We start from the raw sequence: 12,376 nt of genomic DNA on the forward strand, positions 1-12,376 counted from the left end.
CTTCGGACACTGGCTTGGTCGACGGGACGGCCCGGTCAGCCGCGGAGCGGCCGGCCCGGGGGGCGGACAGGTCGGTGGATCAGGCCTGGCTGACGCGGGTGGCCCCGCCGGAGGGCGGCGCCGCGGAACCGGCACCGGTGGCGCTCACGACGTCGCCGGAGACGCGCCGGCCGTCCGCGGTCGAGAACACGTGGACCTCGGCCGGGTCGATCTGGATGTGGATGGTCTCGCCCTTCATGGGCGGCCTGCGGGCGTCGACGCGCAGCGTGATGAGCTTGTCGCCCTCCTTCGAGCGCGACGTGTGCATCGTTCCGTAGGCGAAGGCGTCCGACCCCAGTTCCTCGACCACCACGACCTCGAACGGGTAGCCCTCGCCCTCGCCGACGACCCGCGTCGACTCCGGCCGGAAGCCCAGCGTCGCCGTCGTCGAGTTGTCGGCCGCGAGCGCGGCCATCGTCTCCCGCGGCAGGGAGAACGAGCGGCCGCCGAGCGTGACGCCGTCCTGCTCGAGGTCGACCTCGATCAGGTTCATCGCCGGCGAGCCGATGAAGCCCGCGACGAACACGTTGTCCGGCTTGTCGTAGAGGTTGCGCGGGGTGTCGACCTGCTGCAGGTCGCCGTCCTTGAGCACGCACACCCGGTCACCCATCGTCATGGCCTCGACCTGGTCGTGGGTGACGTAGACCGTGGTGACGCCGAGCCGCCGCTGCAGCGCCGCGATCTCCGTGCGGGTCTGCACGCGAAGCTTGGCGTCGAGGTTCGACAGCGGCTCGTCCATCAGGAATGCCTGCGGCTTGCGCACGATCGCCCGGCCCATGGCGACCCGCTGGCGCTGGCCACCGGAGAGCGCCTTCGGCTTGCGGTCCAGGTACTGCTCGAGGTCGAGGACCCGCGCGGCCTCCTCGACCCGCTGGCGGATCTCTTCCTTCTTCATGCCGGCGATCTTGAGCGCGAAGCCCATGTTGTCGGCCACCGTCATGTGCGGGTACAGCGCGTAGTTCTGGAAGACCATCGCGATGTCCCGGTCCTTGGGGGCCAGGTGCGTGACGTCCCGGTCGCCGATCCGGATGCTGCCCTCGGTCACGTTCTCCAGCCCCGCGAGGGCCCGCAGCGACGTCGACTTGCCGCAGCCCGAGGGCCCGACCAGGACGAGGAACTCTCCGTCGGCGATGTCGAGGTTCAGCGCGTTCACCGAGGGCCGCTCGGCTCCGGGGTACTGGATGGTCGCGTGGTCGTACGTGATGCCGGCCATGTGGAGTCCTCTCCGCTGGTGCCCTCGGTCAGCGTGCACCGGGCCGTCTCGGAACCCCCGAACACGCAGGTGGCCGGGGTGGCCGGTGCTTGAGGGAACCTTGGCACGCCGTTGTGTCGCACGCCACAGTTCGGCCGCCTACCGGGATTTCCGTTACCCAGCGGTGACCCGCGGAAGAGGCTCAGCGGTCGCCGGTGCCGCTCACCGCGCCCCGGAGCACGGGCCCGGAGAGCTCGTGATCGCGCAGGTCGGGGCGCACGGAGCACAGCGTCGCGGCGACCTCCAGCACGACATGGGCGGGCTCCAGATCCATCCGGCGGCTGGTCGATCCGCCGTCCTCCCGGCGCACGCCGATCTCGGCGGTCAGCTCACCCGGCCCGGTCGGGCACGTGAGCCGGACCGAGAGCGGGATCTCGATCTCGCCACCGGCGCCCACCGGCCGCGCCCCCTCGTCCCGCATCCGCACGCGCACGCCGGCACCGGTGCCCTCGACCGCGGTGACCGACACCGGCAGCGGCCCCTCGTTGCGCACCACGAGGAAGAACCGCACCTGACCGCCCGGCGGGTCGGTCGAGGAACTGGCGATCCCGACCGTGGTCTCGAGCGCCACCCGCTCCCGCCGCTCCTGCTCGGCGGCGCGCTCACCCACGAGCACGACCCCCGCGACGGCGACGGCGACCACGAGCAGCGCCACGAGGACCCGGCGCCCCGGGGGCGGCAGCGCGGCCCAGGCCCGCCGCCACCAGGGCGGCCGCAGCCCGCCCTCCAGGACGTCCACCTGCTCGGGGCCGTCGGACACACGGCCATGGTGCCCGTTCGTCAGTCGGCCCCGGTGACCCTGCCGGTCTCGCCCCGCCAGCTGGCCAGGCGGCCGGCCCGGCTCACGGCGCGCAGGCGGCGCTCGGCCTCGGCCCGCGAGCGCCGGGCCGACACCAGCAGCGCCTGGTCCCCGCGCATCAGCCGGGTGGTGTCGTCGGGGACGAACGAGCGACCGTCGCGGACGATCAGGACGACCGCGGCGTCCTCGGGCAGCCGGAGCTCCGGGAGGTAGACGCCGTGCAGGCGCGAGCCCGGCGGGACGGTCAGCTGCATCAGGTCGGCGTCCAACTCGTCCAGCGGCGCCGACTCGACCTCGACGTCACGCGGCGTGATGGGGGCGGCGATCTGCAGGCGCTTGGCCACCCACGGCAGCGACCAGCCCTGCACGAGCGTGAAGACGACGACGAGCACGAAGACCGTGTCGAAGATGACCGTCGCGCCCGGGACGTCGAAGGTGAGGGGGAAGGTTGCGAGGACGATCGGGACGGCGCCGCGCAGACCCGCCCAGGACACGAACGCCTGCTGGGCCCAGGGCATGCGGAACCAGACGAGGCTCAGCGCCACCGAGAGCGGGCGGGCCACCAGCAGCAGCGCTCCGCCGACGACGAGCGCGGGGCCGAGCGCGCCGAGCAGCCGCTCCGGGGAGGCCAGCAGCCCCAGGAGCACGAACAACCCGATCTGGGCGAGCGAGGCCATGCCCTCGGCGAACCCGATGCTGGCCGAGCGGTGAGGCAGGGCCGCATTGCCGAGGAGGACCCCGCAGAGGTACACCGCGACGAACCCCGACGCGTGCGCCAGCGAGGCGGTCGCGAACGCGAGCACGCAGAGGGCGAGCAGCGCCAGGGGGTAGAAGCCGGCGACCGGGAGCGCCACCCGGCGCAGCAGCTCGGCACCGAGGTAGCCGATCAGGACACCGACCACCGCGCCGCCGGCCAGTTCGAGGACGATCTCGCCGAGGAGGAACCACCACGCGTGCGCCTCGCCGTCGGTGAGGTACCCCGCCAGCGCCGTCACCAGGAGGATCGCCGGGGCGTCGTTGAGCCCGCTCTCGGCCTCGATCGAGGCGGCCAGCCGCCGCGGGAGGGGCAGCCGCCGCAGCGCCGCGAAGACCGCGGCCGCGTCCGTCGAGCTGATCACCGCAGCCAGGAGCAGCGCGAACCCCCAGGACGCGTCGAGCAGCCAGACCGTGACCGCCGCGGTCACGCCGACGCTCACGCCCACCCCGACGGTGGCGAGGGTGACTCCCGGACCGATCGCCCGCCGGACGTCGGACCACCGGGTCGTCAGCCCACCCTCGGCCAGGATGATCACCAGCGCCGCGACGCCGAGGGTCTGGGTGAGCTCGGCGTCCTCGAAGTCGACACCCAGGCCGCTCTCCCCCAGCCCCAGGCCGAGGGCGAGGTAGAGCAGGAGGCTGGGCAGCCCCAGCCGATCGGCGACGCGCAGCGCGACCGCGGCCACCAGGACGACGACCGCACCGATCGCCAGAGCGACGGTGACCGTGGTGTTCACCGGCCGCCGCTCCCCATGGCCGCAGTCTTCCGTACCGGGCGGTGCGCCGGGCGTCACCTCCGGTCGGGGATGATGGACGCCGTGAGCTCTCCCGGTCCCTTCCGCGCACTGGCCCCGCAGGTCGACCTCCCCGCCCTCGAGCAGGAGATCCTGCAGCGGTGGGAGGCCGACAAGGTCTTCGCCCGGTCGATGGAGGCCACCTCCGACCGCCCCCAGTGGGTCTTCTACGAGGGCCCGCCCACCGCCAACGGACGTCCCGGCACCCACCACATCGAGGCCCGCGCGTTCAAGGACGTCTTCCCGCGCTTCAAGACCATGCAGGGCTGGCACGTCCCCCGCCGGGCGGGCTGGGACTGCCATGGCCTGCCGGTGGAGATCGCCGTCGAGCAGGAGCTGGGCTTCGCCGGCAAGCCCGACATCGAGCGCTACGGCATCGCCGAGTTCAACGCCCGCTGCCGGGAGTCCGTCGAGCGGCACGTCGACTCCTTCGCCGCGCTCACCCGCCGGATGGGCTACTGGGTCGACATGTCCACCGCCTACTGGACGATGGACCCGGCCTACATCGAGAGCGTCTGGTGGTCGCTCAAGCAGGTCTTCGAGAAGGGCCTGCTCGTCGAGGACCACCGGGTCGCCCCCTACTGCCCCCGCTGCGGCACCGGCCTGTCCGACCACGAGGTCGCCCAGGGCTACGAGACCCTCACCGACCCCTCGGTCTACGTCCGGCTGCCCGTCACCAGCGGCGAGTGGGCCGGCAAGGCCGACCTGCTGGTCTGGACGACGACGCCGTGGACGCTGCCGTCGAACACCGCCGTCGCGATGCACCCCGACGTCACGTACGTGGTGGCACGGACCGAGGCCGGCACCTTCGTCGTCGCCGAGCCGCTGCTGGCCGCCGTCCTCGGCGACGAGGCCGAGGTGCTGGCCCGCACGTCGGGCGCCGACTGGGAGCGCGTCACCTACCAGCGGCCGTTCGAGCTGGTGGAGTTCCCCGAGCCCGCGCACTACGTCGTGCTCGCCGAGTACGTGACGACCGAGGACGGTACCGGCCTGGTGCACCAGTCCCCCGCCTTCGGCGCCGAGGACCTCGCGGTCTGCCGCGGCTACGGCCTGCCCGTCGTGGTGCCGATCGACCCGACCGGGCACTTCCTGCCCGAGATCCCGCTCGTGGGCGGCCACTTCTTCAAGGCCGCCGACCCCGCGCTGGTCGAGGACCTGAAGCAGCGCGGGATCCTCCTCCGCGAGCTGCGCTACGAGCACAGCTATCCGCACTGCTGGCGGTGCCACACGCCGCTGATGTACTACGCCCAGCCGTCCTGGTACATCCGCACCAGCCAGATCAAGGACCAGCTGCTCGCCGAGAACGAGAAGACGAACTGGTACCCGGAGAGCATCAAGACCGGGCGCTACGGCGACTGGCTGAACAACAACGTCGACTGGGCGCTGTCCCGCGACCGGTACTGGGGCACGCCCCTGCCGATCTGGCGCAACGACGCCGACCCCGCGCGGATGATCGCCGTCGGCTCGCTGGCCGAGCTCTCGGAGCTCACCGGCCGCGACCTCGCCGACCTCGACCCGCACCGGCCGTTCATCGACGACGTCACGTTCACCCGGCCCGGGGAGGAAGGCACCTACCGGCGGGTCCGCCAGGTCATCGACGCCTGGTACGACTCCGGTTCCATGCCCTTCGCGCAGTGGGGCGCGCCGCACCGCAACAAGGAGGAGTTCGAGGCCGCCTACCCGGCGCAGTTCATCTGCGAGGCCATCGACCAGACCCGCGGCTGGTTCTACACGCTGATGGCCGTCGGCACCCTGGTGTTCGAGAAGAGCTCCTACGAGAACGTGCTGTGCCTGGGCCACATCCTCGCCGAGGACGGCCGGAAGATGAGCAAGCACCTGGGCAACATCCTGGAGCCGATCCCGCTGATGGACCGGCACGGCGCCGACGCCGTCCGCTGGTTCATGCTGGCCGGCGGGTCACCGTGGTCGGCCCGCCGGGTCGGGCACGAGACGCTGTCCGAGGTGGTCCGCAAGGTGCTGCTCACCTACTGGAACACCGCCAGCTTCTTCACCCTGTACGCCGAGACCAACGGCTGGGACCCGACGGGTGGGCGGGACGGTGGCATGGCCCCGGCGCGGGCGGACCGGCCGCTGCTGGACCGCTGGGCGCTGGCCGAGCTGGCCTCGGTCACTCACGGCGTCACCGACGCGCTGGAGGACTTCGACACCCAGACCGCAGGCCGGCTGATCGCGCAGTTCGTCGACGACCTGTCCAACTGGTACGTGCGCCGCTCGCGGCGCCGGTTCTGGGACGGCGACCCCGCCGCCCTGGCCACCCTGCACGAGGTCCTCGACGGCCTCACCCGGTTGATGGCGCCGTTCACGCCGTTCGTCACCGAGGAGGTGTGGGGCCGGGCCGTCCTGCCGGGGCTGGCCGGGCGGAGTGCGCCCGACTCGGTGCACCTGGCCACCTGGCCGACCGTCGACCAGGACGCCCGGGACGAGACCCTCGTGGCGCAGATGACCCTGGTCCGCCGGCTCGTGGAGCTGGGGCGGTCGGCGCGCACCTCGGCCAAGGTGCGCACGCGCCAGCCGCTCGCGCGCGCCGTCGTCGCCGCCCCCGGCTGGTCGACCCTGCCGCGCGACCTGGTCGCGGAGGTCGCCGACGAGCTCAACGTGGTGGAGATGGTCGAGCTCGCGGGCGCGGTCGGCGGCGAGCTCGTCGACGTGAGCGTCAAGATCGACTTCCGCGCCGTGGGCCGCCGGCTCGGCAAGCAGGTGCAGGCCGTGGCGACGGCGGTCGCCGCCGCCGACCCGGCAGCCCTGACCGCCGCCTACCGGGCGGGCACCGCGACCGTGGAGGTCGACGGCTCCCCGGTGCCGCTGGAGGACGGCGACCTGGTCATCACCGAGACCCCCCGGGAGGGCTGGACGGTCGCCAGCGGCGGCGGCCTGACCGTCGCGCTGGACCTGACGCTGACCCCCGAACTCGAACGGGCCGGGCTGGTCCGCGAGGTGGTCCGGCTGATCCAGGAGGCCCGCAAGAACAGCGGCCTGGAGGTCAGCGACCGGATCGAGCTGTGGTGGACCGCCGGCGGCGCGCTCGCCCAGGCGCTCGAGGAGCAGGCGGAGCAGGTGGCCGCCGAGGTGCTGGCGGTCACGGTCCACGCCGCGACGGCGGGCTCCGGCGACGGCGTCGAGGGCCCCGAGGGCTCGCGGTTCTGGGTGGCGCGGGCCGCCTAGCCCCGCTTGCGGGCGCGTTCCCGGTCGGCGAGGTGCCGGTCGGGGGTGCACCAGCCGCACGGGGTGAAACCGTCGGTGCGGGCCTCGTCCAGGGGCAGCGGGATCGTCTCCCTGCGGGAGAGGAAGCGACAGCCCTCGAGGTGGTACCGGGGGTGCTCGTCGACGACGAGCACCTCATCGGTGAGGTCGACCACCAGGAGGAGGTCGGTGACCTCGACCTCCTCGACCGGCGGCTCGTGGGCGTCGTCGGACACCGGCTGCTCGGGAGCGGCGTGCGAGCCGGTGGAGGTGGCACTCGCCGACCCGGCGGCGGTCGCGCCGGGCGTCCGGTGCGCCGTCGCGTGCACACCGGCGGGCACCGCGTCCCCGGTCGCCGGAGCCGCGTCGTCCGCGGTCGAGCCGCCGGCGTCCACGGCCGGCTGCTCCGCGGTGCGCGCCGCCGCCTTCGCGGCCGGCTCGTCCCGGGCCGGCTCGGCCGGCGCGGCGCGCAACTGCCTCCGGGAGGCGATCAGCAGCACGGCGGCCACGGCGCAGGCGGCGACGCACGCCCAGTAGAAGGCCGTGGCACCGGTGAGGATGCCGGCGACGAACAGGCCGAGGCCCAGGAGCACGAGCAGTCCGGCAGCCAAGATCACGCGGGAACTGTATCGGCGCACCGGCTCTCCCACAGCGTCGAACGACGACAGGCCCGGAACCGTGACGGTTCCGGGCCTGTCGTGGTCCGACGCTCGAGCGAGCCTCAGGCGTGCTGCGTCTGCCGCGCGTTGGACGCCGGCTCGGCCGAGCCGCGGCTGTCCAGGTCGCGCAGGTGCGACTCGAGGTAGGAGCGCAGGCGGGTGCGGTACTCCCGCTCGAAGGTCCGCAGCTCCTCGATCTTGCGCTCGAGGCTGCTGCGCTTCTCCTCGAGCGTGCCCATGACCTCGGTGTGCCGGCGCTCGGCGTCCTGCTCGAGCGCAGCGGCCTTGGCCCGCGACTCGCGCTCCATCGTCTCGGCGCGGGTTCGCGCGTCACCGATCATGCTGTCGGCGCGGTGCTTGGCCTCGGCGACCATCTGCTCGCTCTTGGTGCGCGCCTCGGTCATCATCCGGTCGCTGTTGGTCTTGGCGCTGCCGAGCATCTGCTCCGCCTGGGCCTTGGCCTCGTTGACGTAGCGGTCCGCGGTCTCGGTGGCCAGCGCCAGCATCCGCGAGGCCCGCGCGCTGTCGTCCTCGCGGGGCTGCTGGACCGGGGGCGGCGGGGCCGCGACCGGGGCAGGCGTCGGAGCCGGAGCCGGCATCTCCTCGGAGCGGGGGCCGCGAGCGGCGCCCGCGCCGGCGCGCAGCTCGTTGTTCTCCTCGATCAAGCGGGCCAGTTCGGCCTCCACGACGTCGAGGAAGGCGTCGACCTCGTCCTCGTCGTAGCCCCGTTTGCCGATGGGCGGCTTCTTGAAGACGACGTTGTGCACGTCGGCAGGCGTGAGTGGCATCGGGGTCACCTCGGGTCGGACGGCGGGAACAGGGACGTTCTCGGGCGGGCGGCGGCTGACCACGGCCGTTCCGCGTCCATGCCCCCGGGGGAAAGTGCTGTCACGCGTTGATGGCGAGTCGGGTCGTGATGCTCCGGAGGATCACCACGGCGATCAGCAGCACCATAAACCCGAGGTCCAAACGGATGGACCCCAGGTTCAGGGGCGGGATGACCTTGCGGACCGCTTTCAGCGGCGGGTCGGTGGTGCTGTAGACGACCTCGAGACCCGCAGCCACCAGCCCCGAGGGCCGCCAGCTGCGGGCCAGCACCATGACCCAGTCGACGACGAAGCGTGCGAAGAGCAGGACGAGGAAGACGAGCAGCACCGACGAGACGATGTACCAGAAGCTAGCCACAGTCCTCGTTCGTTCGGGGCACCGCGCGTGCCGTTGTCACCATCACGCCCCATTGTGGCGCAGGGACTCAGGACTGGTTGAAGAAACCGCCTTCACGGATCCGCGCCTTGTCCTCAGCCGTCACGTCGACGTTCTGCGGGCTCAGCAGAAACACCTTCGCCGTGACGCGCTCGATGCTACCGCGCAGCCCGAACGACAGTCCGGCGGCGAAGTCGACCAGCCGCTTGGCGTCGGCGTCGTCCATCTCGGTGAGGTTCATGATCACCGGCATGCCGTCGCGGAACCGCTCACCGATGGTGCGCGCCTCGTTGTAGGTGCGCGGGTGCAGGGTGGTGATCCGGTAGGGCTGCGGGGCCGGCGCGGGGGCGGGCTCCGGGGCGACGGCGACGATCGGCTCGCGCACGGCCAGCCCGGCGGCACTCACGGGGCCGCTGCCCATGGCGCTCACGCGGGCCCCGCCCGAGCCGGACCCTCCCCCGGTGGGGGCGAGGCCGAGCGGGCGGTTGGGCACCACACGGCGGGTCGAGATCACCGGCTCGGGCTCGCGCACCGGCTCGGGCTCCTCGTCGTCGTAGTGGTGGTCGTCGTAGTGGTCCTCGTAGTGCTCGTCGGCGTACCGGCCGTAGCGCCGGTCGTCGTGGGGCTCGGACTGACGCGAGTCGTACCGCCCGTATCCACGCGGGTCGTCGTCCTCGACGAGCCCCAGGTAGATACCCATCCTCCGCATGGCTCCAGCCATCGGACCTCCCCCTCTGCCGGCGTCCTCAGCGTCCCGCCCGAACTCGTCACGCCGGGGCGCGCGGGACCCGTGTGACTGGTGTGACTCGGTCTTCCCCGGAGGGTAGGGGGCGCTCCCCGAACAACGCGGTTCCGACACGCACGATCGTCGCCCCGGATGCGACCGCTTCCTCGAGGTCGCCGCTCATGCCGGCGGAGACGTCGACGGCGGCCGGATGGTCGGCCCGCACCCGGGCGGCCAGCTCGGCGAGCCGGGCGAACGCCGGACCGGGGGCGACCCCGCGCGGGGCGACCGCCATGAGGCCGCGCAACCGCAGCCCCGCGGTCGTGGCGACCGCGTCGCACAGGGCGGGCACCTCGGCGGGATCCGCCCCGCCGCGGGCCGCCAGGTCACCCTCCGGTCCGCCGAGGTCGACCTGGACGAAGACCTCGACCGGCCGCCCGGCCTCCTGCCCGACCCGGTCGAGCGGGGCGATCAGCGCCGCCCGGTCGAGCGAGTGGACGACGGCGCCGGTCCGCGCCACCGCGGCGGCCTTGTTCCGCTGCAGCTGGCCGATGAAGTGCCAGCGCAGCGGCAGGTCCGCCAGCTCGAGATCCCGCAACTGCTGGACCTTCGCGAGCAGCTCCTGCGCCCGGTTCTCCCCGAAGTCCTCCTGCCCGAGCGCGTGCAGCGCCCGGACGGCGTCGGCCGGCCACGTCTTGCTCACCGCGAGCAGCGCCACCGACCCGGGGTCCCGGCCGGCGGCCCGCGCCGCCGCGTCGATCCTGGCCCGCACCGCGCGCAGGTTCTGCGCGAGCGCCGTCATCGACCGCCCCGGTCCAGCCACACGAGCCCGGCCTGACGCCCGGTCACGCCGTCCCGCCGGTGGGAGAACAGGTGCGGGTCCTCGGCCGTGCAGCGCGGGTCGTGCACGACCTCCCGGACACCGGCCCGGGCCAGCAGCTCGGCCAGGCCCAGCCGCAGGTCCAGGCCCGGCGTGCCGGCCCGCGTGCGCACGGCGGCCGCGGGCGCCACCCGGGCGACCTCGGCCTGCATCGCCTCGGGCACCTCGTAGCAGGCGCCGCACACCGCCGGCCCCAGCAGCGCGGTGACGTGCCGGGCCCGCGCCCCCAGGCTCGCCATCGCCGACAGGGCCGCCGGGAGCACGCCGCGGCGCACCCCCTCCCGGCCGGCGTGGACGGCGGCGACCACGCCGGTCTCGTGATCGGCCAGGAGCACCGGGACGCAGTCGGCGACCAGCACGCACAGCACCAGGCCGGGCGTCGCGGTCACGAGCGCGTCGACGTCGGCCACCGGCCCGTCCTGCGGCCCGTCGACGACGGCGACTCCGGTGCCGTGCACCTGGCTCATCCACACCAGCCGGTCACCGGGGACGCCCAGCTCGCGGGCCACGCGGGCGCGGTTGGCCGCGACCGCGCCCGCGTCGTCGCCGACGTGGTCCCCGAGGTTGAACGAGTCGTAGGGCGACAGCGAACGGCCGCCCCGCCGGTCGGTCACGACCCTGCGGGGTCGGACCGGCGACGGGGCGGCCGGTTGCGTGCTCATGTAGGCGAAGCCTACGAGGTGACGTGCTGGCACGGCCCCCTGCAGGGGCCCGCCGCGCGCTGGCGAGCGGTGGGGGCAGGGGGTCCTTCGTCAGCCCTTGAGGAACTCGGGGATGTCGAGCTCTTCCTCGAAGTCCTCGTTGGACAGCGGGCGCCGACCGGCGACCGGACCCGGGATCGGCGGCAGCGGCGGCACGGTGATGCCGCCCCCGTTCACCGCCGGGCGGGCCGGCGGCGCGGGTGCCTGCGCGACCGGGCTCGGTGTCGCGGGCTGCGCCGGAGCCGCGGCGGCCGAGGGCACGAGCCGCTCCCCCGCCCCCTGCGGCGCCGCGTGCGTCGACATCGGGCGACGGTGCGGGGACAGCCCGCCGGCCACCGGCGCCGAGACGGCCGTCGGGACCGCCGATGTACCGGCGTCCTTCCGGCTGCTGGGTCGACCGCCGTCGAATCCGGCCGCGATCACGGTGACCCGCACCTCGTCGCCCAGGGCGTCGTCGATGACGGCACCGAAGATGATGTTGGCGTCGGCGTGGGCGGCGTCGGAGACCAGCGAGGCGGCCTCGTTGATCTCGAACAGGCCGAGGTCGGAGCCACCGGAGATCGACAGCAGGACGCCGTGGGCACCTTCCATCGAGGCCTCCAGCAGCGGGCTCGCGATCGCCTGCTCGGCGGCCAGCAGCGCGCGGTTGTCCCCGCGGGCACTGCCGATGCCCATCAGCGCCGACCCCGCCCCCGACATGACCGACTTGACGTCGGCGAAGTCGAGGTTGATCAGGCCGGGCGTGGTGATCAGGTCGGTGATGCCCTGGACACCGGAGAGCAGCACCTGGTCGGCGGTGCGGAAGGCGTCCATCACACTGACGTTCCGGTCGCCGAGCTGCAGCAGCCGGTCGTTCGGGATCACGATCAGGGTGTCGCACTCGTTGCGCAGTTCCTCGATGCCCGACTCGGCCTGCACCGCGCGTCGCTTGCCCTCGAAGGCGAACGGGCGGGTGACGACGCCGATGGTCAGCGCGCCGAGCTTGCGGGCGATGGACGCGACGACCGGGGCACCACCGGTGCCGGTGCCGCCTCCCTCGCCCGCCGTCACGAAGACCATGTCGGCCCCCTTGAGGACCTCCTCGATCTCCTCACGATGGTCCTCAGCCGCCTGGCGGCCCACGTCCGGCTGCGCGCCGGCCCCGAGACCGCGCGTCAGCTCGCGACCGACGTCGAGCTTGACGTCGGCGTCGCTCATGAGCAGCGCCTGGGCATCGGTGTTGATGGCGATGAACTCGACCCCCTTGAGGCCGACCTCGATCATCCGGTTGACCGCGTTCACCCCGCCGCCGCCGATGCCGACGACCTTGATGACCGCTAGATAGTTGTGCGGAGGTGTCATGCGGCGCTCCCCAACTGGACCCTCATC

Annotated in this window: 11 protein-coding genes; 1 reads left to right on the top strand and 10 read right to left on the bottom strand. The window is 73.3% G+C overall.

Annotation, left to right across the window (positions count from 1 at the left end; genetic code table 11):
- Nucleotides 1-79: 79 nt before the first annotated feature.
- The 3 genes from ABD644_RS12630 to ABD644_RS12640 all read right to left on the bottom strand — a co-directional run bounded on the left by ABD644_RS12630 (nucleotide 80) and on the right by ABD644_RS12640 (nucleotide 3,583).
- A complete protein-coding gene (locus tag ABD644_RS12630; protein WP_344689251.1) occupies nucleotides 80-1,252 on the bottom strand; it encodes an ABC transporter ATP-binding protein in 1,173 nt (390 codons plus the stop codon).
- Nucleotides 1,253-1,433: 181 nt separating this feature from the next.
- A complete protein-coding gene (locus tag ABD644_RS12635; protein WP_344689252.1) occupies nucleotides 1,434-2,051 on the bottom strand; it encodes a hypothetical protein in 618 nt (205 codons plus the stop codon).
- A gap of 20 nt (nucleotides 2,052-2,071) precedes the next feature.
- Nucleotides 2,072-3,583 (bottom strand): potassium/proton antiporter, encoded by a 1,512-nt coding sequence (locus tag ABD644_RS12640; protein WP_344689253.1) that lies wholly within the window; start codon nucleotides 3,581-3,583, stop codon nucleotides 2,072-2,074.
- Nucleotides 3,584-3,664: 81 nt separating this feature from the next.
- On the opposite strand from ABD644_RS12640, the gene ileS reads away from it, so the two are divergent.
- Nucleotides 3,665-6,823, top strand: coding sequence for an isoleucine--tRNA ligase (gene ileS, locus ABD644_RS12645; RefSeq protein WP_344689254.1), 3,159 nt, complete (start codon nucleotides 3,665-3,667; stop codon nucleotides 6,821-6,823).
- Here ileS and ABD644_RS12650 read toward each other — a convergent pair.
- The 7 genes from ABD644_RS12650 to ftsZ all read right to left on the bottom strand — a co-directional run bounded on the left by ABD644_RS12650 (nucleotide 6,820) and on the right by ftsZ (nucleotide 12,349).
- Nucleotides 6,820-7,458, bottom strand: coding sequence for a hypothetical protein (locus ABD644_RS12650; protein WP_344689255.1), 639 nt, complete (start codon nucleotides 7,456-7,458; stop codon nucleotides 6,820-6,822). The two genes, ileS and ABD644_RS12650, sit on opposite strands and share 4 nt — an antisense overlap.
- A 104-nt stretch (nucleotides 7,459-7,562) precedes the next feature.
- The gene (wag31, locus tag ABD644_RS12655; protein ID WP_344689256.1) at nucleotides 7,563-8,288 is read right to left on the bottom strand and encodes a DivIVA-like cell division protein Wag31; all 726 of its coding nucleotides are present in this window, start codon (nucleotides 8,286-8,288) and stop codon (nucleotides 7,563-7,565) included.
- A gap of 100 nt (nucleotides 8,289-8,388) precedes the next feature.
- Nucleotides 8,389-8,685, bottom strand: coding sequence for a YggT family protein (locus ABD644_RS12660; RefSeq protein WP_344689257.1), 297 nt, complete (start codon nucleotides 8,683-8,685; stop codon nucleotides 8,389-8,391).
- Nucleotides 8,686-8,752: 67 nt separating this feature from the next.
- Entirely contained in the window at nucleotides 8,753-9,424 is a 672-nt protein-coding gene (locus ABD644_RS12665; protein ID WP_344689258.1) for a cell division protein SepF, read from the bottom strand.
- Between the two features lie 46 nt (nucleotides 9,425-9,470).
- Entirely contained in the window at nucleotides 9,471-10,229 is a 759-nt protein-coding gene (locus tag ABD644_RS12670; protein WP_344689259.1) for a YggS family pyridoxal phosphate-dependent enzyme, read from the bottom strand.
- Nucleotides 10,226-10,969: a peptidoglycan editing factor PgeF gene (gene pgeF / locus ABD644_RS12675; RefSeq protein WP_344689261.1), complete on the bottom strand. Its 744-nt coding sequence runs from the start codon at nucleotides 10,967-10,969 to the stop codon at nucleotides 10,226-10,228. Before pgeF ends, ABD644_RS12670 begins: the two co-directional genes overlap by 4 nt.
- Before the next feature lie 90 nt (nucleotides 10,970-11,059).
- Nucleotides 11,060-12,349: a cell division protein FtsZ gene (ftsZ, locus tag ABD644_RS12680; RefSeq protein WP_344689262.1), complete on the bottom strand. Its 1,290-nt coding sequence runs from the start codon at nucleotides 12,347-12,349 to the stop codon at nucleotides 11,060-11,062.
- Nucleotides 12,350-12,376: the final 27 nt, after the last annotated feature.

Source organism: Blastococcus jejuensis, assembly GCF_039534705.1.
Taxonomy (GTDB): Bacteria; Actinomycetota; Actinomycetes; order Mycobacteriales; family Geodermatophilaceae; genus Blastococcus_B; species Blastococcus_B jejuensis.